The sequence below is a fragment of the Microbacterium dauci genome (assembly GCF_030065535.1).
Taxonomy (GTDB): Bacteria; Actinomycetota; Actinomycetes; order Actinomycetales; family Microbacteriaceae; genus Microbacterium; species Microbacterium dauci.
Genome location: NZ_JASJND010000006.1, coordinates 39,372 through 60,875, shown reverse-complemented (window position 1 = coordinate 60,875; position 21,504 = coordinate 39,372). Strand labels below are relative to the sequence as shown.

27 protein-coding genes are annotated in these 21,504 nt (G+C 69.9%); 12 read left to right on the top strand and 15 right to left on the bottom strand.

The window, feature by feature from the left end; translation table 11 throughout:
* The first annotated feature begins 22 nt into the window (after positions 1–22).
* The gene (locus QNI14_RS09025; RefSeq protein ID WP_283716250.1) at positions 23–1,408 is read left to right on the top strand and encodes an aspartate aminotransferase family protein; all 1,386 of its coding nucleotides are present in this window, start codon (positions 23–25) and stop codon (positions 1,406–1,408) included.
* An 85-nt stretch (positions 1,409–1,493) separates the two neighbouring features.
* On the opposite strand, the gene QNI14_RS09020 is transcribed toward QNI14_RS09025, so the two are convergent.
* Positions 1,494–2,102 carry a PadR family transcriptional regulator gene (locus tag QNI14_RS09020; protein ID WP_283716249.1) on the bottom strand — a complete coding sequence of 203 codons (609 nt, stop codon included), beginning with the start codon at positions 2,100–2,102 and terminating at the stop codon, positions 1,494–1,496.
* Between the two features lie 92 nt (positions 2,103–2,194).
* On the opposite strand from QNI14_RS09020, the gene QNI14_RS09015 reads away from it, so the two are divergent.
* The gene (locus QNI14_RS09015) at positions 2,195–2,755 is read left to right on the top strand and encodes a DnaJ family domain-containing protein (protein ID WP_283716247.1); all 561 of its coding nucleotides are present in this window, start codon (positions 2,195–2,197) and stop codon (positions 2,753–2,755) included.
* Positions 2,756–2,777: 22 nt separating this feature from the next.
* On the opposite strand, the gene QNI14_RS09010 is transcribed toward QNI14_RS09015, so the two are convergent.
* The 5 genes from QNI14_RS09010 to QNI14_RS08990 form a co-directional block, all read right to left on the bottom strand.
* Positions 2,778–3,770 (bottom strand): Gfo/Idh/MocA family protein, encoded by a 993-nt coding sequence (locus tag QNI14_RS09010; RefSeq protein ID WP_283716245.1) that lies wholly within the window; start codon positions 3,768–3,770, stop codon positions 2,778–2,780.
* Between the two features lie 29 nt (positions 3,771–3,799).
* Positions 3,800–4,957 carry a cystathionine gamma-synthase gene (locus tag QNI14_RS09005; protein WP_283716244.1) on the bottom strand — a complete coding sequence of 386 codons (1,158 nt, stop codon included), beginning with the start codon at positions 4,955–4,957 and terminating at the stop codon, positions 3,800–3,802.
* A 99-nt stretch (positions 4,958–5,056) separates the two neighbouring features.
* Entirely contained in the window at positions 5,057–6,031 is a 975-nt protein-coding gene (locus tag QNI14_RS09000) for a PLP-dependent cysteine synthase family protein (protein ID WP_283716243.1), read from the bottom strand.
* Positions 6,032–6,186: 155 nt separating this feature from the next.
* Complete coding sequence (locus tag QNI14_RS08995; RefSeq protein ID WP_283716241.1) at positions 6,187–7,239, bottom strand: LLM class flavin-dependent oxidoreductase; 1,053 nt, start codon at positions 7,237–7,239, stop codon at positions 6,187–6,189.
* A gap of 11 nt (positions 7,240–7,250) precedes the next feature.
* Positions 7,251–8,588, bottom strand: coding sequence for an O-acetylhomoserine aminocarboxypropyltransferase/cysteine synthase family protein (locus QNI14_RS08990; protein ID WP_347177831.1), 1,338 nt, complete (start codon positions 8,586–8,588; stop codon positions 7,251–7,253).
* Positions 8,589–8,709: 121 nt separating this feature from the next.
* On the opposite strand from QNI14_RS08990, the gene QNI14_RS08985 reads away from it, so the two are divergent.
* The 7 genes from QNI14_RS08985 (at position 8,710) to QNI14_RS08955 (ending at position 15,543) form a co-directional block, all read left to right on the top strand.
* Positions 8,710–10,224 (top strand): ABC transporter substrate-binding protein, encoded by a 1,515-nt coding sequence (locus QNI14_RS08985; RefSeq protein WP_283716239.1) that lies wholly within the window; start codon positions 8,710–8,712, stop codon positions 10,222–10,224.
* Position 10,225: 1 nt separating this feature from the next.
* Complete coding sequence (locus QNI14_RS08980) at positions 10,226–11,248, top strand: ABC transporter permease (protein WP_283716238.1); 1,023 nt, start codon at positions 10,226–10,228, stop codon at positions 11,246–11,248.
* Positions 11,245–12,096 carry an ABC transporter permease gene (locus QNI14_RS08975; protein WP_283716237.1) on the top strand — a complete coding sequence of 284 codons (852 nt, stop codon included), beginning with the start codon at positions 11,245–11,247 and terminating at the stop codon, positions 12,094–12,096. The genes QNI14_RS08980 and QNI14_RS08975 overlap by 4 nt, the downstream gene beginning before the upstream one ends.
* A complete protein-coding gene (locus QNI14_RS08970) occupies positions 12,089–12,958 on the top strand; it encodes an ATP-binding cassette domain-containing protein (RefSeq protein WP_283716236.1) in 870 nt (289 codons plus the stop codon). Before QNI14_RS08975 ends, QNI14_RS08970 begins: the two co-directional genes overlap by 8 nt.
* Positions 12,955–13,770: an ABC transporter ATP-binding protein gene (locus QNI14_RS08965; RefSeq protein WP_283716235.1), complete on the top strand. Its 816-nt coding sequence runs from the start codon at positions 12,955–12,957 to the stop codon at positions 13,768–13,770. Before QNI14_RS08970 ends, QNI14_RS08965 begins: the two co-directional genes overlap by 4 nt.
* 10 nt (positions 13,771–13,780) lie before the next feature.
* Positions 13,781–14,887 (top strand): LLM class flavin-dependent oxidoreductase, encoded by a 1,107-nt coding sequence (locus QNI14_RS08960; protein WP_283716234.1) that lies wholly within the window; start codon positions 13,781–13,783, stop codon positions 14,885–14,887.
* 80 nt (positions 14,888–14,967) lie between these two features.
* Complete coding sequence (locus QNI14_RS08955; protein ID WP_283716232.1) at positions 14,968–15,543, top strand: flavin reductase family protein; 576 nt, start codon at positions 14,968–14,970, stop codon at positions 15,541–15,543.
* A gap of 67 nt (positions 15,544–15,610) precedes the next feature.
* Here the strand turns inward: QNI14_RS08955 and QNI14_RS08950 are convergent, their stop codons facing one another.
* Positions 15,611–16,117: a MarR family winged helix-turn-helix transcriptional regulator gene (locus QNI14_RS08950; protein ID WP_283716231.1), complete on the bottom strand. Its 507-nt coding sequence runs from the start codon at positions 16,115–16,117 to the stop codon at positions 15,611–15,613.
* A gap of 1 nt (position 16,118) precedes the next feature.
* Positions 16,119–16,367 (bottom strand): hypothetical protein, encoded by a 249-nt coding sequence (locus QNI14_RS08945; RefSeq protein WP_283716230.1) that lies wholly within the window; start codon positions 16,365–16,367, stop codon positions 16,119–16,121.
* A gap of 129 nt (positions 16,368–16,496) precedes the next feature.
* Between QNI14_RS08945 and QNI14_RS08940 the strand changes: the two genes are divergently transcribed.
* Together QNI14_RS08940 and QNI14_RS08935 are read left to right on the top strand one after the other, a co-directional pair.
* Positions 16,497–16,655 (top strand): hypothetical protein, encoded by a 159-nt coding sequence (locus QNI14_RS08940; protein WP_283716229.1) that lies wholly within the window; start codon positions 16,497–16,499, stop codon positions 16,653–16,655.
* Positions 16,656–16,682: 27 nt separating this feature from the next.
* Positions 16,683–17,036, top strand: a complete 354-nt coding sequence (locus tag QNI14_RS08935) for a DUF7882 family protein (RefSeq protein ID WP_283716228.1) — start codon at positions 16,683–16,685, stop codon at positions 17,034–17,036.
* A gap of 279 nt (positions 17,037–17,315) precedes the next feature.
* On the opposite strand, the gene QNI14_RS08930 is transcribed toward QNI14_RS08935, so the two are convergent.
* Positions 17,316–17,636: a DUF7882 family protein gene (locus QNI14_RS08930; protein ID WP_283716227.1), complete on the bottom strand. Its 321-nt coding sequence runs from the start codon at positions 17,634–17,636 to the stop codon at positions 17,316–17,318.
* A gap of 55 nt (positions 17,637–17,691) precedes the next feature.
* Between QNI14_RS08930 and QNI14_RS08925 the strand changes: the two genes are divergently transcribed.
* Positions 17,692–18,012 (top strand): DUF7882 family protein, encoded by a 321-nt coding sequence (locus QNI14_RS08925; protein WP_283716225.1) that lies wholly within the window; start codon positions 17,692–17,694, stop codon positions 18,010–18,012.
* Here QNI14_RS08925 and QNI14_RS08920 read toward each other — a convergent pair.
* The 6 genes from QNI14_RS08920 to QNI14_RS08895 form a co-directional block, all read right to left on the bottom strand.
* Positions 17,999–18,235: a hypothetical protein gene (locus QNI14_RS08920; protein WP_283716224.1), complete on the bottom strand. Its 237-nt coding sequence runs from the start codon at positions 18,233–18,235 to the stop codon at positions 17,999–18,001. The two genes, QNI14_RS08925 and QNI14_RS08920, sit on opposite strands and share 14 nt — an antisense overlap.
* Positions 18,236–18,245: 10 nt before the next feature.
* Positions 18,246–18,572, bottom strand: a complete 327-nt coding sequence (locus QNI14_RS08915) for a DUF7882 family protein (RefSeq protein ID WP_283716223.1) — start codon at positions 18,570–18,572, stop codon at positions 18,246–18,248.
* Positions 18,573–18,582: 10 nt separating this feature from the next.
* Entirely contained in the window at positions 18,583–19,122 is a 540-nt protein-coding gene (locus QNI14_RS08910) for a Dps family protein (protein ID WP_283716221.1), read from the bottom strand.
* A gap of 126 nt (positions 19,123–19,248) precedes the next feature.
* The gene (locus QNI14_RS08905; protein ID WP_283716220.1) at positions 19,249–19,569 is read right to left on the bottom strand and encodes a hypothetical protein; all 321 of its coding nucleotides are present in this window, start codon (positions 19,567–19,569) and stop codon (positions 19,249–19,251) included.
* Positions 19,570–19,634: 65 nt separating this feature from the next.
* Entirely contained in the window at positions 19,635–19,943 is a 309-nt protein-coding gene (locus QNI14_RS08900) for a hypothetical protein (RefSeq protein WP_283716219.1), read from the bottom strand.
* Positions 19,944–20,078: 135 nt separating this feature from the next.
* Entirely contained in the window at positions 20,079–21,404 is a 1,326-nt protein-coding gene (locus QNI14_RS08895; protein ID WP_283716217.1) for a carbohydrate-binding domain-containing protein, read from the bottom strand.
* Positions 21,405–21,504 lie beyond the last annotated feature (100 nt).

The following is a 21,504-nucleotide window of genomic DNA, read 5'->3' as shown; positions in this document are numbered from 1 at the left end:
CCGCTCGCTCTGGGGGACCCGCATGACCTCGTACGACAACGCCGACCTGCAGGGCAAAGCCCGCGACCACCTCTGGATGCACTTCGCACGCCAGTCGACGATGACCGAGGGCCCCGGCGTCCCGATCATCGTCAAGGGCGAGGGCCACCACATCTGGGACTCAACGGGACGCAAATACATCGACGGCCTCTCGGGCCTGTTCGTCGTGGCAGCTGGTCACGGCCGCGCGCGTCTCGCGCAGGCGGCTGCGCGGCAGGCCGAGGAGCTCGCGTTCTTCCCGATCTGGTCGTACGCGCACCCGTCGGCGATCGAACTCGCCGACCGCATCGCGCATCTCGCCCCCGGCGACTTGAACCGTGTGTTCTTCTCGACGGGCGGCGGTGAGGCGGTCGAGACCGCATTCAAGCTCGCCAAGCAGTACTGGAAGCTCGTCGGCAAGCCCACCAAGCACAAGGTGATCTCGCGCTTCATCGCCTACCACGGCACCCCGCAGGGTGCCCTCGCGATCACGGGGCTCCCGGGCATGAAGTCGATGTTCGAGCCGGTCACCCCCGGCGGCTTCCGGGTGCCGAACACGAACTGGTACCGCGCCGCCGAGCAGGGCTTCACCGGCTCGACGCAGGAGGAGTACGGCATCTGGGCCGCCGACCGCATCGAGGAGATGATCCTCTTCGAAGGCGCAGACACCGTCGCCGCGGTGTTCCTCGAGCCGGTACAGAACTCCGGCGGATGCTTCCCGCCGCCGCCGGGATACTTCCAGCGCGTGCGCGAGATCTGCGACCGCCACGACGTGCTGCTCGTGTCGGACGAGGTCATCTGCGCATTCGGTCGCCTCGGCGAATACTTCGGCGCCGACGCGTACGGCTACCAGCCCGACATGATCACCTTCGCGAAGGCGGTCACGAGCGGCTACGCACCGCTCGGCGGCACGATCGTCAGCGACCGCATCCACGAGCCGTTCGCACACGGCACCACGTCGTTCCCGCACGGCTACACCTTCGGCGGGCACCCGGTCTCAGCCGCCGTCGCGCTCGAGAACCTCGACATCTTCGAAGAGGAGGGGCTGCTCGAGAACGTCCGCACCAACTCGCCGCTGTTCCGCGCGGCCCTGGAGCGGTTGACCGACCTGCCGATCGTCGGCGACGTGCGCGGCGACGGCTACTTCTTCGGCATCGAGCTCGTGAAAGACAAGGCGACGAAGGCGACGTTCGACGACGACGAGTCCGAGCGACTCCTGCGCGGCTTCCTCTCGAAGGCGCTGTTCGACGCCGGCCTGTACTGCCGCGCCGACGACCGCGGGGACCCCGTCATCCAGCTCGCCCCGCCGCTCACGATCGGACCGTCGGAGTTCGACGAGATCGAAGGCATCCTTCGGGGCGTCCTGACCGAGGCTTCAAACCGGCTGTAGCGGATGCCGCCGCGCGCGGCATCCACTCAGGCGATGACGTTGCGGCGGGTGAGCGCCGGGTCCACGAGCTGCAAAACCGGCGTGCTCATCGGGCGTCCTCCGCCTGCAGGGCCTTCGCGGGTCGTCCGCGCTTCGGGGTCTGCGTCGACAACTCGAGCCCCATCGCGCGATGCGGATGCTGCGCCAGCCGCGCCTCGGTGTGGTCGAGCCACCGCGCCTCTGCCTCGGCCGCGAAGATCATCGAGTCGACGACGAGCGACCAGGCGAGCTCTTCGGGGCCGTCGGGATTCGTGCCGGCGTACTTCGCGCGGTTGAGTTCCTGCAGCTGGCGGAGCGAGGCGTGCCGCTGCGCCTGGATGACGGCGGCGAGGTCGACGCCAGGGAGGGTGGCGGCGACGGCCAGCTTGATCGCCAGCTCGTCGCGCGTGCCCTGGGCACGTTCGACGGGCGCGGCGAGCCAGGCGCGGACGTCGGCCGAACCGGCATCCGTGATCTGCCAGTACACGTGCCCCTGCTCGTCGACGTCACCCTTCTCGACGAGACCGTCGCGCTCGAGCCGGTCCAGCGTGTTATAGATCTGCCCGACGTTGAGCGGCCAGGTCGACCCGGTGCGGCGGTCGAACTCCGCACGCAGCTGGTAGCCGTAGCACGGCCCCTGATCGAGGATGGCCAGCAGGCTCTGACGTACCGACATCGGACTCCCTTACGCATACCGGGTATGTGTTTTCCGAGTATATGCATACCGGGCAACGACCCGGCAAGCGCGACGCGTCATACGCTGGATGAATGGTCGATGACCACGAGGCGACGGACGCACGGCTCGAGGCCGCTCGGTACCTCGTGCGCCGAGACCTCGGCGATGAGCCCGAACCGGATGCCGCACCGTCGAACGCCGGCGCCCCGACCGCACACGAGCGGGCGCTGTACGTCGAGACGGTGATCCAGCAGGCGATCCGCCGCGGCGAGTTCGACGACCTTCCCGGCGCCGGCAAGCCGATCGAGGGGCTCGGCACCTCCCACGATCCGGACTGGTGGATCCGGCGGAAGATCCAGACCGAGCAGCTGTCGGGGCTCGGACCGCCGGCGCTGCGCCTGCGCGTCGAGCACGCCGCGTTCGAGGCGCACGTCGACGCGATGACCCGCGCGGAGGACGTCCGCGCCTACACCGAGGACTTCACCCGCCGCGTCATCGAGGCGCGGCGGCAGCTCGAGGGTGGGCCGCCCGTCGTGACGCCGACCCGCGACCCCGAGGCCGAGATCGCCGCATGGCGCGAGCGACGCGCGGCCGCGGCATCCACTCCCCCTCCGGTCGAGCAGCCGCCGCGTCGTCGGTGGTGGCGGCGCTGACCCGAGCCGACCGCGCGAGGGCTCAAGCGAGCGCTGCGCGCCAGTCGGCGAGCAGCCGCGCCGTCGCGCGGGTCTGCGCCCACGGCATCTCGGCCACCTCGGTACGCCCGTCACGGAGCGCCGCGATCACGGCATCCGCCTCGGCCGCCATCGGCTGCACCACGGCGGCCTCGATCTGCTCCTCGCGCCGCACCGAGCCATCGGGACGGCGCACCACCGCACCCTCGGTGCTCTCGCTGCGACTGCCCCACACGTTCGGGATCTCGAGCACGCCCGTCGAGCCGGTGATCGTCGCGACGCGCGGCAGCTGCTCGACGATCGCGGTGCGCACGTGCGCCGTGAAGCCGCCGATTTCGATGACGGCGGATGCCTCGTCGTCGACGCCGGTCGGTCCGATCACGCCGTCGGCCGAGACGATGCGAGCGGATGCCACGTCCTCCCCCGCCCACGCCGCGACGCCGACCGCGAGCGACACCGGGTAGCACCCGGCGTCGAGGATCGCGCCGCCCGCGACGGCCGGGTCGAAGAGCCGCCCGGTACGCTCCGGCGCAGCGAATCCCATCGCGGACTCGAGCCTCGTCACCGCGCCGAGTTCGCCCGCCTCGATGAGCGCGCGCATCCGGTCGGGGAACGGTCCGAAGCGGTACTTGAAGGCCTCGACGAGCGGGAGGCCGGCGGCTGCGGCCGCGGCGAGCGCGGCATCCGTCTCGGCGACATCGATGCCGAGCGGCTTCTCGCACAGCACCGCTTTACCCGCCTCGAGCGCGGCGATGACGAGCTCGACGTGCGTGGTGTGGACCGTGCCGATGTAGACGGCGTCGACGTCGTCGCGCGCGAGGATGTCGCGGTACGTCCCGACCACGTCGGCGCCGTGGCGTGCGCCGAACTCCTCGGCGCTGCTCTCGTCACGCGCGCCGACGGCGTGCAGGCGGCCGAGCTCGGCGTCCCGCAGCCCCTCGGCGAAGTTCGTGCTGATGCCACCGGTGCCGAGAATGCCCCATCGCGCGTGCGTCATGCCGCCACGCTACCGGGCCGCCGCAGGCGTCAGTCCTTGAGCGCCTGCTCGAGGTCGGCGAGCAGGTCGGCCTCGTCCTCGATGCCGACCGACAAGCGGACGACCTCGACGGGCACGGCCGCCTCGGTGCCGCGGACCGACGCGTGCGTCATCGCGTCGGGGTAGTTGACCAGCGACTCGACGCCGCCGAGCGACTCGGCGAGGGTGAACAGGCGGGTCGACTCCGCGAAACGGCGGGCCGCCTCGCCCGACTCGAGCGCGAGCGACACGATGCCGCCGAAGCCCGACATCTGGCGAGCCGCGAGCTCGTGGCCGGGGTGCGAGGCGAGTCCCGGGTAGTAGACCTTGGCGACCCGCTCGTGGCCTTCGAGGAAGGATGCCACGGCGAGGCCGTTCTCGCTGTGCCGCTGCATCCGTACCGCGAGCGTCTTGATGCCGCGCGTGGTCAGCCATGCGTCGAGCGGTCCGGAAACCGCGCCGACGGCGAACTGCAGAAAGCCGATCTTCTCGGCGAGGGCGTCGTCGTTCAGCACGACCGCACCGCCCACGACGTCGGAATGACCGCCCAGGTACTTCGTGGTCGAATGCACGACGACGTCGGCACCGAGCGACAGCGGACGCTGCAGCGCGGGCGTCGCGAACGTGTTGTCGACGACGACGACGGCTCCGGCCGCGTGACCGATCGCTGCGAGGCCCGCGATGTCGGTGATGCGCAGCAGCGGGTTCGACGGTGTCTCGACCCAGAGGATGCGGGGAGCACGTTCGGCGACGGCGGCGCGCACGGCGTCGAGGTCGCTCATGTCGACGATGCGCAGCTGCACGCCCCAGTCGCCGAGGACGCGCGAGATGAGGCGGTAGGTGCCGCCGTACACGTCGTTGCCGAGGAGCACCTCGTCGCCCGGGCGCAGCACGGCCCGCAGCAGCGAGTCCTCGGCGGCGAGGCCCGACGCGAACGACAGCGCGTGGGCGCCGCCCTCGATCGCGGCGAGCTGGGTCTGCAGCGCGGTGCGGGTCGGGTTCGCGGCGCGGCCGTACTCGTACCCGCCGCGCAGTCCGCCGATGCCGTCCTGGGCATACGTCGTCGAGAAGTGGACGGGCGGGATGACCGCTCCGGTCGCGGCATCCGGTTCCTGCCCGGCGTGAACAGCGAGGCTCGCGAAGTTGCGGGCGGCGTCAGAGGTGGCCATGTGGGGTCCTTTCGTCTGCGAGAAACCACTTCCGGCGCGAGACATCGCGTCTGGTGTGGTTTCTCGCGCAGGAGTGGTTTCTCGCGGTCGGGTGGGCAGTCAGTGGGCTTCGGATGCCGCGACGTCGAAGCCGCGCTCACGCATCCAGTCGTCGTCGTAGATCTTGCTGAGGTAGCCGCGGCCGTGATCCGGCAGGACCACGACGACGACCGCTTCAGCGGGCAGATCGCGTGCGACGCGCAGCGCGGCGACGACCGCCATGCCCGACGAGCCGCCGACGAGGAGCGCTTCTTCGCGGGCGAGGCGGCGGGTCATCGCGAACGACTCGGCATCGCCGACCCGCTCGTACCCGTCGATGACGGTCGGGTCGAACGTCGCGGGGTAGAAGTCCTCGCCGACGCCCTCGACGAGGTACCCGTGGAGGTCGTCGCCGGAGTAGATCGAGCCCTCGGGGTCGGCGCCGATGACGACGACCTCGCCGTTCGAGGCCTCTTTGAGGAACCGCCCGGTGCCGCTGATGGTTCCACCGGTGCCGACCCCGGCGACGAAGTGGGTGACCGTGCCGTCGGTGTCGCGCCAGATCTCGGGACCCGTGGTCTCGTAGTGGCCGCGCGGCCCGTTCAGGTTCGCGAACTGGTTGGGCTTGAACGCACCGGGGATCTCGGCGGCGAGACGGTCGGACACGCTGTAGTACGAGTCGGGGTGCTCGGGCGGCACGCTGGTCGGCGTCTCGACGACCTCTGCGCCGTACGCCTTCAGCACGGCGACCTTCTCGCCCGAGAACTTGTCGGGGACGACGAAGATCATCCGGTAGCCGCGCTGCTGCGCGACGAGCGCGAGCCCGACGCCGGTGTTGCCGCTCGTCGGCTCGACGATCGTGCCACCGGGCCGCAGGAGCCCATCGCGCTCGGCCGCGTCGATGATGTTCCGCGCGATGCGGTCCTTCGCCGAGCTGCCGGGGTTGAAGTACTCCACCTTCGCGAGGACGGTGGCTGCAATCCCCTCGGTGACGGCGTTCAGACGGACGAGGGGTGTGTTACCGACGAGGTCGGCGATGTGGGTTGCGTAACGCACGGTGTTCGATTTCCTGACGGGATGCCGCGCTCGCAGAGGCGCGGGAGGTCGTTGGGGTCGCGGAAGAGGCCGAGAACGGCGCTCAGCGACGACAACAACGAAGGGTCAGCACCCTGCCAGCGTACCCGAGGGGACGCGCACCCGTCGACCGCACCTCAGACCAGTGCTGCGGTGCGCTGCGGCACGAGCGGGAACACCTGCTCGGCGATGCGCTCGAGCTCCTCCTTGAGGGGCGACGACTGGATGAGCAGCAGCGAGATGCCGGCATCCGCATACTGGTGGATCCGCTCGGCGACCTGCTCGGCGGTCCCGACGAGGTTCGGGCGGAGCCCGCGCGTGCCGACGGAGTACTCCCGCTTCGTGAGCTCGAGCGAGAGCTTGGAGTTCCGTTGGAACTCCTCGAACGAGGCGTAGCCGGGCGAGTTCGGGTCGACGGTCGTGATGCGTTCGAGCTCGCGCTGCGCCTCGGCCTCGGTGTCGCGGACGATGACGTACGCCGGCATCCCGATCTCACTGATCTCGCGTCCGTGGATGCGCAGCGACCGCTCGTTGATGTCGGCGACGTTGGCACGCACCTCGTCGAGGGTGCCGCCGTGCATGACGTAGGCGTCCGAGAAGCGGGCGATCGACTCCTTGCCCGCCTCGCTCTCGCCGCCGGCGAAGATGACGGGCGACGATGACGGCTTCGGTTCGACGATCGTGCCCTCGAGCTCGTAGTAGTCGCCGGCGAAGGTGAACGGGCTCTTGTCCCAGAGCCCGCGAAGCACCTGCACGAACTCCTCGGCCTGAACATAGCGGGCGTCGTGGGTCGTGAACCGACCGCCGAACTGCCGAGCCTCCTCCGCCCACCACGCGGCGACGACGTTGAGGGCGACACGACCCGGAGCGATCGCGTCGAGCGTCGACACCGTTTTCGCGAGCACCGCCGGCAGGTGGAAGCCGGGCCGCACCGCTGTCATCACCCGCAGCCGGTCGGTCACCGCGAGGATCGCGGACGACAGCGACCACGCCTCGAGGCTCGGCGCGTCGATGCCCTTGCGGTCGTTGAGGTACAGCTCCGGCACGAGCGTCGTGTGGAAGCCGAGCCGGTCGGCGGTCACCGAGATGTCGCGGATGGTGGCCCAGGTGGCATCCATCCCCTCCTCGTCGCCGACGTTGCGCAGGAATCCGCCGTAGACGGGGGTCCAGTAGCCGAGGTCGATCGTCATGGCTCGCCTCCTCAGGCGTCGGTGTCGGATGCCGCCAGCGCCTGGGCGATGTCGGCGATGAGGTCTGTCGGGTCTTCGAGTCCGATCGAGAGTCGGACCGTGGTCTTCGAGATGCCCGCCTCGGCGAACTGCTCGTCGGTCAGGTGGCTGTGGGTCATGGATGCCGGGTGCGCGACGAGGCTGCGGGCGTCGCCGATGTTGGCGACGAGTTTCACGAGTTGGAGCCCGTCGACGAACCGGTGCACGCGCGCGCGGTCGACGTCTGCGTCGCCGGACGGTGCGAGGTCGAACGAGAAGACGGCCGGCACGCCGCGCGGGAGGTACCGCGTGGCGGCATCCGCCCACGGGCTCGAAGCGAGGCCCGGGTGGTGAACGGCGCGCACGGACGGGTGCTGCGCGAGGAACTCGGCGACGGCGAGCGCGGATGCCGCGTGGCGGGCGATCCGCAGGTCGAGGGTCTCGAGCCCCTGCAGCAGCTGGAAGGAGTTGAACGGCGACAGCGACGGGCCGAGGTCGTGGACGTACTTCGTCTTCAGCAGCGCGGCGAACGCCTGCCCCGACGGGCCGAAGCGCTCCCACAGCACGACGTCGCCGACGCGGGCGTACGGCTCGGTGAGCTGCGGCCAGCGGGCGGGTTCGGCGCCGAAGTCGAACGACCCGATGTCGACGACGACGCCGCCCATCGACGTGCCGTGGCCGCCGAGGTACTTCGTCGCGGAGTGCACGACGAAGTCGGCGCCGTGCTCGCCCGGGCGCTGCAGGTATGGGGTCGCGACGGTGTTGTCGACGACGAAGGGCACCCCGGCCGCGTGCGCGACGTCGGCGACCGCGCGCACGTCGAGCACCTGCGCGGTCGGGTTCGTGACCGACTCGGCGAACAGGGCGCGGGTCGAGGGACGGATCGCCGCTCGCCACGCGTCGAGGTCGTCCTGGTCGACGAAATCGACCTCGATGCCCCAGTCGGCGAACGTGTCCTGCAGCAGGTCGACGGTACCGCCGTAGAGCTGACGCGCGGCGACGAGATGCTCCCCCGCCTTCGCGAGGGCGAGGAGCGTGATCGCGACGGCTGCCTGACCGGATGCCACGGCCACCGCCGCACGCCCGCCCTCGAGTGCCGCGACGCGCTCCTCGAAGATGAGCTGCGTCGGGTTGGCCGACCGGCTGTAGAGGTTGCCGGCCTTGCGGAGCGCGAAGATGTCGGCGGCATCCTGCAACGACGCGAACTCGTACGCCGTCGTCTGGTAGATCGGCGGCGCGACGGCGTTCTGCGGCGTGCCCGGGGTGTAGCCGGCCTGCACCTGCAGCGACGCGAAGCGCGCGGCATCCGCGCCGGAGGGGGTGTCGGTCATGGCGTCCATGGTTCCGGGCGGCGGCCGCACGGACACCGATGTGTCGAACTGTTGCGACGCGTGACGGCGGGTGTCATGCGCGATTGAAGGGGCGGCTGCGCGGTCCCTAGCGTCCCTCGACATGACTACCCGACGACTTCTCGCCAGCCTGACCGTCGCCACCGCCGCCGCGGTCGCGATGGCGGGCTGCGGCTCGGCGACGCCCGCCGCAGGCGGCGACGCCCCCACCTCCCTCACCTGGGGGTGGAACCTCCCGACCAGCTGGGATCCGGTGACCTCGACCGCCGGCTGGGACACCCACGCGCTCGCCCTCGTCTACGACGGGCTCACGCAACTCGACCCCGACGGCGAGGTCGTCCCCGGCCTCGCCGAGTCCTGGGAGTACGACAAGGCCGGCACGACGGTGACCTTCACGCTGCGGGATGCCACGTTCAGCGATGGCACCCCCGTCGATGCCGAGGCCGTCAAGGCGAACCTCGAGCGCGGCCGCGACCAGGCCGACTCGACGATCGCCGGGCAGCTCGCGATCGTGACCGGCGTCGAGGTCGTCGACGAGCAGACGGTCGCCGTCGAGCTCGACCAGGCCGACTACCAGGTGCCCTATCTGTTCGCCGGCAAGACCGGCTTCATCGTGAACCCCGCCGCGTTCGACGACGTCACGACGCTCGCGACGCAGCCCGAGGGCTCGGGACCGTTCGTCCTCGACGAGTACGTGCCGAACTCGCACGCCGACCTCCACAAGTACGAGGAGTACTGGAACGCCGACCGCATCCACATCGACGAGTTCCGGGTCTCCCCCGTGACCGACCCCGCCACCGTCGTGGCGGGCGTGCAGACCGGGCAGTGGGACGTCGCGCTCGTGCCGCCGTCGCAGGTCGAGGCGTCCGAGAAGGCGGGTCTCGAGGTCGAGAACATCCGGGCACTCACAGTGCGCACGCTCGACGTCGACAACCGCGTCGCGCCGTTCGACGACCAGCGCGTCCTCCAGGCGATCAGCCACGCCACCGATCGGCAGGCGCTCGTCGACGGTGCGTACTTCGGGCAGGGCACGCCGAACTACCAGCCGTTCCCCAAAGGGTACGTCGCCTACGACGACGAACTCGATGACCTGTACCCGCACGACGTGGACCGTGCGAAGGCGCTCCTCGCCGAGGCCGGCTACCCCGATGGCGTCGACATCGAGCTGAGCCTCACCGAGGACGTCAGCCCGATCGCCGAGGTGTTGCAGGCGCAGTGGGCCGAAGCCGGCATCCGCGCGAAGCTCAACGTGCTCGCACCGACCGCGATCTCGCAGAACTACGTGAAGCGCACCTACCCGTTCGTCCTCGACAGCTTCTCGGGACGCCAGTCCCCGCTGCAGGCGCTCGAAGTGCTCTACGGCGAGACCGGGCTGATGAACCTCGGCGGCACCACGCCCCCCGAGCTCACCGCGGCCATCGACGAGGCACGGGCGACACCGCTCGATGCGCCCGACTACGCCGAGAAGCTGCAGGCGGCCGTCGCGACCGGTGTGAAGACCCAGCCGAACACCTTCCTGTTCACCTGGCCGCGCATCCTCATCCACCCGTCGAAGGTCACCGGCATCCAGCACTGGATCGACGTGCAGCGCTGGGAAGACGTCGAGGTCGAGGGCTGACATGACGCTCACCGCAGCAGCCGGCACCCGGACGCCCACTCGCGGCGCCCGGGTGTCCGGCGCGGCCGCACGACGCGCGGGGCGGACCGCCGGAGCGGCCCTCGCGCAGGCGGCGGTCGTCCTGGTCGCGGCGAGCTTCGTGACGTTCGCGCTGGGCGCCGCGAGCGGATCCGACCCCGCCGCCGTCGCCCTCGGTGACATGGCGACACCCGAGGACGTCGCCCGCCTGAACGCGGAGTTCGGGGTCGACCGCCCGTTCTTCGAGCGATATGCGACGTGGCTCGGCGGCGCGGTCGTCGGTGATCTCGGGCGGTCGTGGTTCACCGGCATCCCGGTCGCGCAATCGATCATCGCGGCGCTCCCCGTCAGCCTGTCGATCGCCGCGGGGGCGACCCTCGTCGCCCTCGTGCTCGGCGGCGTCAGCGGCGCCTTGGCGGCGGTGCGCCGCGGCACCTGGATCGACCGGGTCATCTCGACGGGCAACGCGGCGCTGGCGACCATCCCCGCGTTCGTCGCCGGCATCGCACTGATCCTCCTCTTCGGATTCGCGTTCCCGATCCTCCCCGTCGGTGGCTACGTGCCCCCGGCCGTGAGCGTCACCGCGTGGCTCGCGTGCCTCGTCCTTCCGGCCGTCTCGCTGAGCCTCGACGCTGCGGCCGACCTCTCCCGCCAGCTCCGCACCGGACTCGTCGCGGCGCTCGACGAGAACTTCGTCGTCGGCGCGCGCATGCACGGCTTCGGCGGCGCCCGCATCGTCTGGCGCCACGCGCTCCCGAACGCCGCGGCGCCCGCGCTCGCGACCCTCGGGCTGCACGTCCCCCGTCTCGTCGGCGGCGCCGTCATCACCGAGGCCGTGTTCGGGATGCCGGGCCTCGGCCAGCTCGCCCGGTCGTCGGCACTGCAGGGCGACGTCCCCGTGGTGCAGGGCGTGCTGCTCGTGAGCGTGACGATCGTGGTGCTCACCGCGGTCGCCCTGAACCTCGTGCTCGCACGACTCAACCCCAGCGAACGGAGTGCCGCATGAGCACCTCCTCCACCCTGACTGTGCGCGTCGCCGTGGGCGTCCTCGCGGCGGTCGCGGTCGTCGGTGTCGTCGGCCCCGCGATCGCCCCGTTCGACCCGCTCGCGCAGGACACCGCGAACGCCCTCGCCGGCCCGACGCTCGCGCACCCGCTCGGCACCGACTACCTCGGTCGCGACGTGCTGAGCCGCCTCCTCGCGGGCGCCCCGGTGTCACTGCTCGCAGCCCTCCTCGCCACCGTCATCGGCTTCGCCCTCGGCGTGATCCCCGGCCTCCTCTCCGTCTTCGCCCCTCGTCCGGTCGAGTGGCTGCAGCTCCGCTTCGTCGACACGCTGCTCGCGCTGCCGTTCGTGTTGTTCGCGATCGCATTCGCGGGGCTTCTCGGCAACGGCATCTGGCCGGCGATGACCGCGATCGGCATCCTCCTCGCACCGGGCTTCTTCCGGGTCTCGCGCGCTGCCGCGCTTCAGGTGGCCGACTCGCAGTACGTCGAGGCCGCGCGCCTGCTGGGTGCGACGGCTGCGTGGATCGTCAGCCGGCACGTCTGGCGGCGGGTCGCGCCGAACGTCGTCGTCACCGCGATCGGCTCGCTCGGCGCCGCGCTCCTCGTGGTGTCGTCGCTGACCTTCCTCGGCATCGGCGTCGAGCCGCCCGCCCCGACCTGGGGCGGCATGCTCGCGAGCGACCTCGAGTACCTGTCGCAGCGGCCCCTCGGCCCCGTGGCACCGGCGCTCGCGATCATCGTGACCGTCGCCGCGCTGAATGTGCTCGCCGACGCGATCGGCGACGGTCGCCGTGCCGGCCGCCGCCGCGCTCCGAAGAAGGAGGTCACGGATGCCGCGCGTGTCTGAACGCACCACCACGTCGACCACGGTCGCGCCCGCAGCACCGTCGTTCGACGAGGGTTCGCTCCTCGTCCCCCCGGTCGTCGCCGTGCAACGGCTGCGTGTCTCGGCGGAGGACGGCACCCCACTCGTGCACGGCGTCGACCTGTCGGTCCGCCCCGGTGAGGCAGTCGGCGTCGTCGGCGAGTCCGGCAGCGGCAAGACGCTGACCTGCCGCGCGCTGCTGGGGCTCCTCCCCCGCGGCACCCGCATCGACGGCGGCCGCGTCCTCGTCGACGGCACCGACCTCACCACCGCAGACGAGGCCACCTGGCGCCGGGTGCGCGGGCCGAAGCTCGGCGCGGTCTTCCAAGACCCCGCGTCGTACCTCAACCCGTCGATCCGCATCGGCGCGCAGCTCGACGAGGTCGTCCGCGTCACCGCGGGCGTTCCCCGTCGACTGGCACGAGCGCGGTCGCGCGAGCTGCTCGACGACCTCGGGCTGCGCGATGTCGATCGCGTGCTCGCCAGTCGCGTCGGCGAGCTCTCGGGCGGGATGCTGCAGCGCGTCCTCATCGCGATGGCACTCGCCGCCGACCCGGCCGTCCTCATCGCCGACGAGGCGACGACCGCGCTCGACGTCACCGTGCAGGCGGAGCTCCTCGACCTGTTGCGCAGGCTCCGTCGCGAGCGCGCACTGGCGCTCGTCCTCGTCTCGCACGACCTCGCCGTCGTCTCGCAGGTCTGCGAGCGCGTGGTCGTCTTCCGCGACGGCCGCGTCGTCGAAGGCGGTGCGACGAATCGCGTGCTGAAGGCACCGGGGCACCCCTACACGAAGGAGCTCCTCAGCTCGCACGCGCAGTACGGATTGGAACGGTACCTCGCATGACGCTCCTCGAACTCGCGAACGTCGACGTAGATCTCGGCGGCGCGCGCATCCTCTCCGACATCTCGCTCCGTGTCCGCCCCGGCGAGGTCGTGGGCGTCGTGGGCGAGTCCGGCTCGGGCAAGACGACGCTCGCCCGCACGGTGATGCGCGCCGTGCCCGCGGCATCCGGTGACATCCGCGTCGACGACGTCGATGTCCGCGCGCTCGGCGGCCGCGCGCTCCGCGCCTGGCGCCGCGCCGGCGCCGCGCAATACGTCTTCCAAGATCCGCTCCGCTCCCTCGACCCCGGCATCCGCATCGGCGATTCCGTCGCTGAGGGCCCGCGGCTCGCGGGACTCCCCCGCGCCGAGGTCGCGGCGCGGGTCGAGCGCGCGCTCGAGGCCGTGGGAGTGGATGCCGCGCTCGCCGCCCGCCGTCCGGCTGAGCTCTCTGGCGGGCAGCGCCAGCGTGCCGCGATCGCGAGGGCTCTGGCGGTCGAACCGAAGCTGCTCGTCCTCGACGAACCGGTGAGCGCACTCGACGCGGCGAGCCGTGACCGTGTCATCCGCTCGCTCGTCGCGCTCCGCGATGCCCGCGCATCGGAGCTCGGCATGCTCGTCATCTCGCACGATGTCGGGTCGCTCGCCGCGCTGAGCGACCGTCTCGTCGTGCTGTACCGCGGTCGCATCGTTGAGGACGGCCTCACCCGTGACGTCGTCAGCCGACCGCAGCATCCGTACACCCGCCTCCTCATCTCCTCGGTGCCGCTCATCGGCGTCACTGCTCCGTCCCCGGCCGAGCGCGCCGCGCTCCGTGCCCTCGTCCCCGCCTAGGAAGGTCGCCATGCCCATCGAGATCCTCGGAATGATCGCCACGACGCCCGGCTCGGAGTCGAAGGCGATCGAAGGTCCGCTCGTCGACCCCGCGTTCGTGCGCGCGTTCTCCCGCGCCCATGAGGACGCCGGGTTCGACCGAGTGCTCATCGGCTACAGCGCGAGTTCGCCGGACGGCTTCGCGGTCGCGGCGTCCGCACTGCACAGCACGGAACGGTTGAAGGTGCTCATCGCGCACCGTCCCGGCTTCGTGTCGCCCACGGTCGTCGCGCGGAAGCTGACGACCCTCGACCACTTGACCGGGGGCGGCCGGGTTGCGATCCACCACATCACCGGTGGGAGCGAGGCCGACCAGCACCGCGACGGCGACTGGAGCGAGAAGGCCGACCGGTACCGCCGCACTGGCGAGTTCATCGACGTGCTGCGGCGCACCCTCACCGAGGACGCGCCGTTCGACCACGACGGCGAGTTCTATCGCCACGAGGGCGCCTATTCTGCGGTGAAGCCGGCCACGGATGCCGGCATCCCGATCTACTTCGGCGGGCTCTCGGAGGGCGCCGTCGAAGTCGGCGCCTCGAAGGCCGATGTGTACATGCTCTTCGGCGAGCCGCTCGCGTCCGTCGCGGAGCACATCCGGACGATCCGCGAGGCTGCGGGTGACCGCGAGATCGAGTTCAGCCTCTCGACGCGCCCCATCATCGCCGCCACCGAGGAAGAGGCGTGGGCGAAGGCTGCTCGCATCCACGCCGAAGCGGCGGCGCTGATCGAGCAGCAGCGCACGGGCAACACCCTGTCGTTCGCACCCGGCACAAAGACCGAGAAGACCGCGACCTCGGCCGATCTGCTGCAGCAGCACGCGAAGGTGTCGGACGTGCACGACGAGCGGCTGTGGCTCGGGATGACCGCATTGAGCGGCCCGGGCGGCAACTCGACCGCGCCCGTCGGAACGCCGGCGCAGGTCGCCGAGGCGCTGCTGAAGTATTACGACCTCGGCGTGACGAAGTTCCTCATCCGCGGGTTCGACCCGCTCGGCGACGTCGTCGAGTGGGGTGACGAGCTCATCCCGCTGCTGCGCGAAGGTGCCCGTCGCCGCGACGAGGTGCTGCAGCCAGCGTGAGCACGCGTCATGTGACGCAATGCGCTGTCGTTCTCCGACACATTGGCCTCGGAGGTCTGCAGCGGACGTAGGTTCGGTGCATGGCCATCTCCGCCCGCACCTCCGCACCGACCGACCCGGCACAAGTCGGCGACCGCTCGCTCGAGGGCGACCGGACGTTCGAGGGGTCGCTCTCACCAGACGAGTTCAAGGCGCTCTTCCGGGGGCACCCCGGCGGTGTCGCCGTCATCACCGCGGACGCCGGTGACGGCCCGGTCGCGCTGACAGCCACGTCGGTCTCGTCGGTGAGCGCCGAGCCGCCGTTGCTGATCTTCTCGGTGTCGTCGCAGTCGTCGGCTGCCGGCACCCTCGCCCGCGCCGAGACGGTCGTGGTGCACCTGCTCGACGCCGATGACCTCGAGATCGCCAAGACGGGTGCCACGAGCGGCATCGACCGCTTCGCCGACCACCACTGGTCGCGCCTGGTCACCGGTGAGCCGGTGTACCACGGCGTGCGCGCCTGGGTGCGCTGCGCCGTCATCGAACGGATGGATGCCGGTGGCTCGACCGTCGTTGCCGCACACGCACTGCAGTCGTCCATCGACCGCAGCGAGCCGTCGGCGCTCGTGTATCACGACCGCACGTGGCACCGGCTCGGCGAACACAGCGCGATCTGACCACAGCCGCGACCGCCCGTCCACCTTCGTCAGGTGAGCGGGCGCTTGTCGTTGCAGACGACGTCCGTCAGGAGCGCATCGCGAGCTCGTCGAGCGTCGCCGCGATCCGACGAATCACGTCGGTCGCCGTGACGACGGCGTCCTCGTCGAGTTCGTCGATGATCGAGACGACGGCACCGTGGTGGCCTCCGTACACCTCGTCGACGAGCGCCGTCGCCGCGTCGGTCGGGATGAGGTAATGGGCACGCCGGTCGGTGGGATGCTGCGCACGGAGCACGTAGCCCTTCCCGACGAGGCGTTCGATGACATTCGTGACGGTCGCGCTCGACGTGCCGAGCATCACGATCAGGTCCTTGGGGCTGACCTCGCGCTGCTCACGCTTCGCCTGCACGAGGTACCGCAGCGCAGAGAGGTCGATTCCGCCGAGGCCCGAGATGCGCTGCGAGCGATCCGCCTGGACCTGCTCGGCGTGGCGCAGCTCGAGGATCGCCTTGCTCAGTTCGCGACCCGCTTCGGTCAGCGGCTGCGCCGCGTAGAGGTGTACGTGCTCGTGCCTGACGATCGATTGAGGCATGTCAACTCCCCGGCTCGATGTGTCGTTCGCTCACCGCAATCCGAGCCTCGATTGCGTCTGAATACTTTCCTACCCTCACCCCGGCCTGATCTCGGGCGATGTAACCGGTGTGGTCGAACTCGACGGAGCCGAGGAAGCGACCGGGGGTGTTGCCGACCCAGAAGCCCGGCTCGACCTCGTGCCACAAGGCGATCCGATCCTCTGCGTGCGCGGCGCGCACGGCGTGAGTCTCGCCCTGTGCGTCGAGCATTCCAATCGACATCACTCACCCTACCTGTCTGGATCTGTGAAAGTTTCGGTGTTTGTCGTAATTGATGATAGACAAGAGATGTGAAAACCACTAGATGTATTACTTAGCTAGTGATTTAGGAGCGAAGCAATGAGCACCCCAGCCCTCTACCGACCGGTCGATGCACCGTTTCGTCAGCTCGGCGTGGCGCTCATTCCACAGCACCGTGAATGGTGGCGAGGCGGCATCCTCGACGCGCTCGCACTGCGCAAGCGCCATCGTTCAACGCACCGCACCCCCCAGCACTGATACGCACCAACCCACCAGGAGGACGACATGGGAAGCCTGTACTACGGAAACGTCGACGAGCCGATCGTCATGCCGGACCGCGTGCTGGCGCACCTCGCCACCGTGGCGACGACCAAGCTGCGCCGCAGCGAGAGCTTCGTCGTCTCATGGAAGGGCACTGAGGCCGACGGCCAGGGGCGGACGACGCTCTGGCTGCAGCCGGCGATCCCGCTCCGCTTCGTCTACGACCAGGCTGAGCCCGTGGCACTGAACCCCGGGACGCTCCGCGAGATGGCCGACCAGGCGACCTCGAACGGCGGCATCGTGCTCGACGCGAACCTCGACATCCCCGAGATCTCAGCCGCGCGGCCGCAGCCGAAGCGGACCGAGGTCGCTGCGTGATCGACGGCGAGCTCCTCGACGACGCGGACGCCTACGAAGACGCCCTCGCGGCAGAGTTCACCGAAACGTTCGGAACCGCACCGCTCCTGGTCTGACCCACAATTCCACACACCTCCGAGTCCCCCACTCGGATCGCGAGGCCGCCCCGCCTCGCATCGCCGGCGGTTCCCCAGCCCCGGCGACCAGCGCCGCGGCGCATCGATAGCTCCCCAGCAGACGATGTGCCGCGGCGCTTCATCGTTCGCCGCGGCATCCGTCGTCGCTCCCGAGAGCGAGGGGTCAGATCGGTTCGCCGTCGCCGGCGTCTGCGGGCTCCGGAACGAGGTGCAGCCCGGCCGGCGAGTTCGCGGTGTACATCAGCGCCTCGGACCAGGCGCGGTTGATCCGCGACTGGCGGCTGCCGTAGTACTTGAAGACCAGCGACGCGTGCGGGTGAAGCCAGACAGACGTGCGGCCCTCGCCGATGCTCTTGTCGTCGCGCCAGGTGAAGTGGAACGACTCGCCACGGCGCAGCTTGTTGCCGATGACCTGCTGGAGGTGCGCGAGGGTGCGGTCCTCGAAGTCGACTTTGATCGAATCCTCGTAGATGAACTTGCCCACGTCATTCCTCTCCCGCTCCGGCACCGCCGGCGCTCCCTCCCATTATGGTGGGGCCATGGGTCTGATCTATTACGGCGGTTCGGCGATGCCGATCCGGATCGATGACCGTGCGCTCGCCCACCTGAAGGTCGTGATCTCCACGAAGCTCCGCAGATCCGAGAGCTTCACGGTGTCGTGGCAGCACCCCGACGACTTCCCGCAGGGGCGGACCACCATCTGGCTGCACCCCTCGATTCCGCTGCGGTTCGTGTTCGACGACCCCGAGGCGCCGGAGCTCAACCGTCAGTGGATCGAGGAGCTCGCGGCATCCGCCAACTCGTCGGGTGGCATCCAACTCGACCCCACCATCTTCGAGGGCGACGTCAATCCTGCGTGACGTACCCGTCGTCTTCGGTTTGCTCGGGGATCGGGATCAGCGCGATCGGCACGCCCGGCGTGATGAGCAGATGCGCCGGACGCGGCGCCCCCTCGCCGTCGTTGACGGTGATCCAACCGTGCCCGGCGTCGAGCGCCGCACGGATCTCCCCGTGGAGCTTCTCGAGCGACTCCTCGCCGATCGAGTACTGCTCCGCGCCGTAGTGGATGTCGATGCGCTTCACGTCGGGTCCCTCAGATGGTCTCGGCGATGGAATCGGATGCCTCGGTCGGCTCGGGTACGAGCACGAGGCCTGCGGGCGAGTTCGCCGCGCTGGACAGCGCCTCGACCCACGCACGATTCAGTTTCGGACGGTCGCCCCGGTAGAACTTGAACACCAGCGTGCACCGTGGGTGTAGCCAGACGCTCGTGCGGCCATTGCCGATCGAGGGGTCGTCCTTCCAGGTGAAGTGGAAGGACTCCCCCCGCGACAGCTTCGTGCCGATCACCAACTGCAGGTGTGCGAGCGAACGGTCGTCGAAGTCGACCTTCAGCACACCCTCGTAGATGAATTTCCCCATGCGCGGATCTTCAGCGCGGGACGCGGTTCTCGGCGCTGACCATCCAGGCGTACTGCTCGAGGGTCTCGAGGACTTCGTGCAGGATGTCGGCGCTCGTCGGGTCCTCTTCGTCGACAGCGTCGTGCACGTCGCGACACGTCCCGATGGTCGCCTCGAGCCGCTCGGTCACGAGATCGATGACGTCGGTCGTGGAGATCTCTCCGTGCGGGAACTCGGGGAGCGTGGTCTGCTCTGCGACGGTGTCGCTGCGGCCGTCCGGGACGGCGTGGAGTGCGCGCATGCGCTCGGCGATCGTGTCGCTGAAGTTCCGCGCCGCGTCGATGATCTCGTCGAGCTGGACGTGCGTGTCTCGGAAGTTCTTGCCGACGACGTTCCAGTGCGCCTGCTTGCCCTGCGAGGCCAGTTCGACGAGATCGACGAGGACCTTCTGCAGGTTTTCGCTGAGCTGCTTCGAGGCTGTGAAGCCGCGCTCTGCATTCTGCTCGTCAGTGAGACGTGCGCCCGCCGCCTTGCGGTTGTTGCGGGTGGGGGTCTGGGTGGCCGTGGTCATGGTGGCATCCCTTCTCTCGCGTGTGGATCGCTTTCGCGTGTGGATCGTCGTCTTCGACGGTAGATCGGATGCCACCTCCGGGCATCGGGGTTGCGCCGGGTCGGGCGCCGGTGATAGCCCGCGCGCTCAGCCGGACGCGCGCGCCGCGAGGTCGTCGAGCTGGGCGTCGTCCACCTCTATGCCGGCCTGCGCGAGTCGCTCCACGAGGACGCGTCGGACGTCGAAGTTCTCGTGGCCTGCGGCATCGGCCCGGGTCTGCGCGACGACGCCGTCGATCTTGTCGGAGACGTCGGCCGGATGCTGTGACATCGCGGGCAGATCCTGCGTCGCGCGCTGCTCGCGCCCCTCCTGGGTCGATCCTGCCCACACGGCGTCGCGTCGCCCGTCCTCGCCGTGGTGATCGGCACCGGTCGTCGGGTCTTCGCGGGGATCGGTCTGTTCGCTCATGAGGACACTCTCGCGGCGGGTGCCGACTGCGGCGAGGGTCTTGACAGCCGCGTCGAATCAGCGTGTCAGCGACGGCCGGCGTGGATTGTCGGCCCCGTCCATCGCGGTGCGGACGGCTGCTCGTAGTCGCCGTCGGCCTCGTCGATCCGGGCTTCGCTCGGCGGATCGTGCGGTTCGGTCTCGGGCACGACGGCGATGGGCACGCCCGGCGTGATCGAGAGGTACGCGGGACGCGACTGACCCTCGCCTTCGTTCACCTCGAGCCAGTGATGGCCTGCGAGGACGCCCGCGCGGATCTCTTCGTGCACCGCCTCGAGCGAGCGGTCGCCGATGCTGTACCACTGGCCGCCATACGAGATGTCGATCCGCCGCATCAGTCCTCCTCCGCCGGGCTGCGGTGCGCTGAACAGGGACCAGCATCGCCCGTCCACACGACGGACGTCACGTCCTTGACACGCCGCGCGGCGGCAGGTAGCCCGTCGTCGCATCCGGCTCCCCGCCACGCGAGGTCAGGGTCGCCCGCCGCCGCCCATCCCGCCGCCACCCATGGAGTTCGTCAGTTCCGTCACGGCCGCCCCGTTGACGGTCACCGTGGCGCCAGACATCGAGCCGTTGCCGTCGTAGTCGAACGACGAGTTCGCCGTGATGTCGAACGTGCCGCCGGTGATCGTGAGGTCTCCATTGCTGTCGATCGCATCGGTGTCTCCACTGCCCATCACGATGGTGAGGTTGCCTCCTGAGATCGTGATGCTCACATCCGACGTGACGAGGTCCGATACCGACGCATTCATACCGTCGTCCGATGCGTGCACCGTGGTATCGCCGCCTTCGACGACGAGCACCGGTGCTTCAAGACCCTCGACCGCGTCCACCGTCACCTCTCCGGAACGCACCTCGAGCGTCTGCTCGGCGTGCACGCCGTCGTCGCCGGATGAGATCTGCAGCGATGCGCCCCCGATGCCCACCGACCCGTCCGAGTGGACACCGTCGTCGGTCGCGGTGATCGTGAGCTCGCCGCCGTCGAGCACAGCGACCGTTCCTGCCGCAATGCCCTTCGCGGAGTCGGACGCAGTGCCGCCGACGCCGGCGTCGAGGGAGAGGGTTCCACCCGTCACCACGACATCGGTGAACGCCGAGAGCGCGTCATCACCGCTGGACGTAGTCAGATCGCCGCCCTCGATGAGGATCCAACCTCGCGTGGCGTCATCGTCCTGATCGCTCTTGAACGCGTCGCCGCCAGCGGTCACATCGAGGGTGCCGCCCTCGACGGTCAGCGAGTCCTTGCCACGCAACCCGTCGTCGATGGCGTCAACAGTCAGGTCGCCCGACAAGATAACGAGGTCGTCGGTGGACGCGATGCCGTCATTGCCGTTCCCGTCCACCGTGAGCGAACCGGTGCCGGTGATCGTGAGGTCCGCCGCGGCGTAGATCACCGCATTCGCGTCGGCGTCGTCGGCGTACGACGAGGCATCCGACACGGTGTTCTCGCTGCCGTCGGCCAGGGCGATGGCGACGTCATCGGCGGAATCGACCTGGATCGCGGGGCCGTCGCCGTTCTGGATATCGACACCGTCGAGGATGAGCACGACGAGCGCGTCATCTGGCGCCGCGACGACGACCGATCCCTCGAGCGAGCCGCTCAGTCGATACACACCGGCTTCGGAGATGGTCACCGTGCCGTCCGCCACTGTCACGCCCTCGGCGGCGGTCGTCGCCGAGGAGCCGATCAGTGCGACGTCGATCGCGTCGACGTCCGACCATTCGTCGTCACGGGTGACGGTGGAATCGTCGTTCGCTGCGATGACGGCCTCCGCCTGCAGATCAGAATCGATCACGACGGCCGTCTCCGCCCCACCTTCGGATGTGGTCGAGGTTGACGCCTGAGGCGCCTGCTCGATCGCAGTGTCCGTTTGCACGGCACAGCCTGCGAGCACA

What these genes read in the sequence shown, in the direction of transcription:
- QNI14_RS08980 (WP_283716238.1), top strand. Translation starts at nt 10,226, where the DNA reads ATGACGCTCACCGCAGCAGCCGGCACCCGGACGCCCACTCGCGGCGCC.
- QNI14_RS08925 (WP_283716225.1), top strand. Translation starts at nt 17,692, where the DNA reads ATGGGTCTGATCTATTACGGCGGTTCGGCGATGCCGATCCGGATCGAT.
- QNI14_RS09025 (WP_283716250.1), top strand. Translation starts at nt 23, where the DNA reads ATGACCTCGTACGACAACGCCGACCTGCAGGGCAAAGCCCGCGACCAC.
- QNI14_RS08945 (WP_283716230.1), bottom strand. Translation starts at nt 16,367, where the DNA reads ATGCTCGACGCACAGGGCGAGACTCACGCCGTGCGCGCCGCGCACGCA.
- QNI14_RS09020 (WP_283716249.1), bottom strand. Translation starts at nt 2,102, where the DNA reads ATGTCGGTACGTCAGAGCCTGCTGGCCATCCTCGATCAGGGGCCGTGC.
- QNI14_RS08910 (WP_283716221.1), bottom strand. Translation starts at nt 19,122, where the DNA reads ATGACCACGGCCACCCAGACCCCCACCCGCAACAACCGCAAGGCGGCG.
- QNI14_RS08990 (WP_347177831.1), bottom strand. Translation starts at nt 8,588, where the DNA reads ATGACCGACACCCCCTCCGGCGCGGATGCCGCGCGCTTCGCGTCGCTG.
- QNI14_RS09005 (WP_283716244.1), bottom strand. Translation starts at nt 4,957, where the DNA reads ATGGCCACCTCTGACGCCGCCCGCAACTTCGCGAGCCTCGCTGTTCAC.
- QNI14_RS08905 (WP_283716220.1), bottom strand. Translation starts at nt 19,569, where the DNA reads ATGAGCGAACAGACCGATCCCCGCGAAGACCCGACGACCGGTGCCGAT.
- QNI14_RS08995 (WP_283716241.1), bottom strand. Translation starts at nt 7,239, where the DNA reads ATGACGATCGACCTCGGCTACTGGACCCCCGTCTACGGCGGATTCCTG.
- QNI14_RS08950 (WP_283716231.1), bottom strand. Translation starts at nt 16,117, where the DNA reads ATGCCTCAATCGATCGTCAGGCACGAGCACGTACACCTCTACGCGGCG.
- QNI14_RS08900 (WP_283716219.1), bottom strand. Translation starts at nt 19,943, where the DNA reads ATGCGGCGGATCGACATCTCGTATGGCGGCCAGTGGTACAGCATCGGC.
- QNI14_RS08955 (WP_283716232.1), top strand. Translation starts at nt 14,968, where the DNA reads ATGGCCATCTCCGCCCGCACCTCCGCACCGACCGACCCGGCACAAGTC.
- QNI14_RS08965 (WP_283716235.1), top strand. Translation starts at nt 12,955, where the DNA reads ATGACGCTCCTCGAACTCGCGAACGTCGACGTAGATCTCGGCGGCGCG.
- QNI14_RS09015 (WP_283716247.1), top strand. Translation starts at nt 2,195, where the DNA reads ATGGTCGATGACCACGAGGCGACGGACGCACGGCTCGAGGCCGCTCGG.
- QNI14_RS08975 (WP_283716237.1), top strand. Translation starts at nt 11,245, where the DNA reads ATGAGCACCTCCTCCACCCTGACTGTGCGCGTCGCCGTGGGCGTCCTC.
- QNI14_RS08985 (WP_283716239.1), top strand. Translation starts at nt 8,710, where the DNA reads ATGACTACCCGACGACTTCTCGCCAGCCTGACCGTCGCCACCGCCGCC.
- QNI14_RS09010 (WP_283716245.1), bottom strand. Translation starts at nt 3,770, where the DNA reads ATGACGCACGCGCGATGGGGCATTCTCGGCACCGGTGGCATCAGCACG.
- QNI14_RS08960 (WP_283716234.1), top strand. Translation starts at nt 13,781, where the DNA reads ATGCCCATCGAGATCCTCGGAATGATCGCCACGACGCCCGGCTCGGAG.
- QNI14_RS08935 (WP_283716228.1), top strand. Translation starts at nt 16,683, where the DNA reads ATGGGAAGCCTGTACTACGGAAACGTCGACGAGCCGATCGTCATGCCG.
- QNI14_RS08915 (WP_283716223.1), bottom strand. Translation starts at nt 18,572, where the DNA reads ATGGGGAAATTCATCTACGAGGGTGTGCTGAAGGTCGACTTCGACGAC.
- QNI14_RS08940 (WP_283716229.1), top strand. Translation starts at nt 16,497, where the DNA reads ATGAGCACCCCAGCCCTCTACCGACCGGTCGATGCACCGTTTCGTCAG.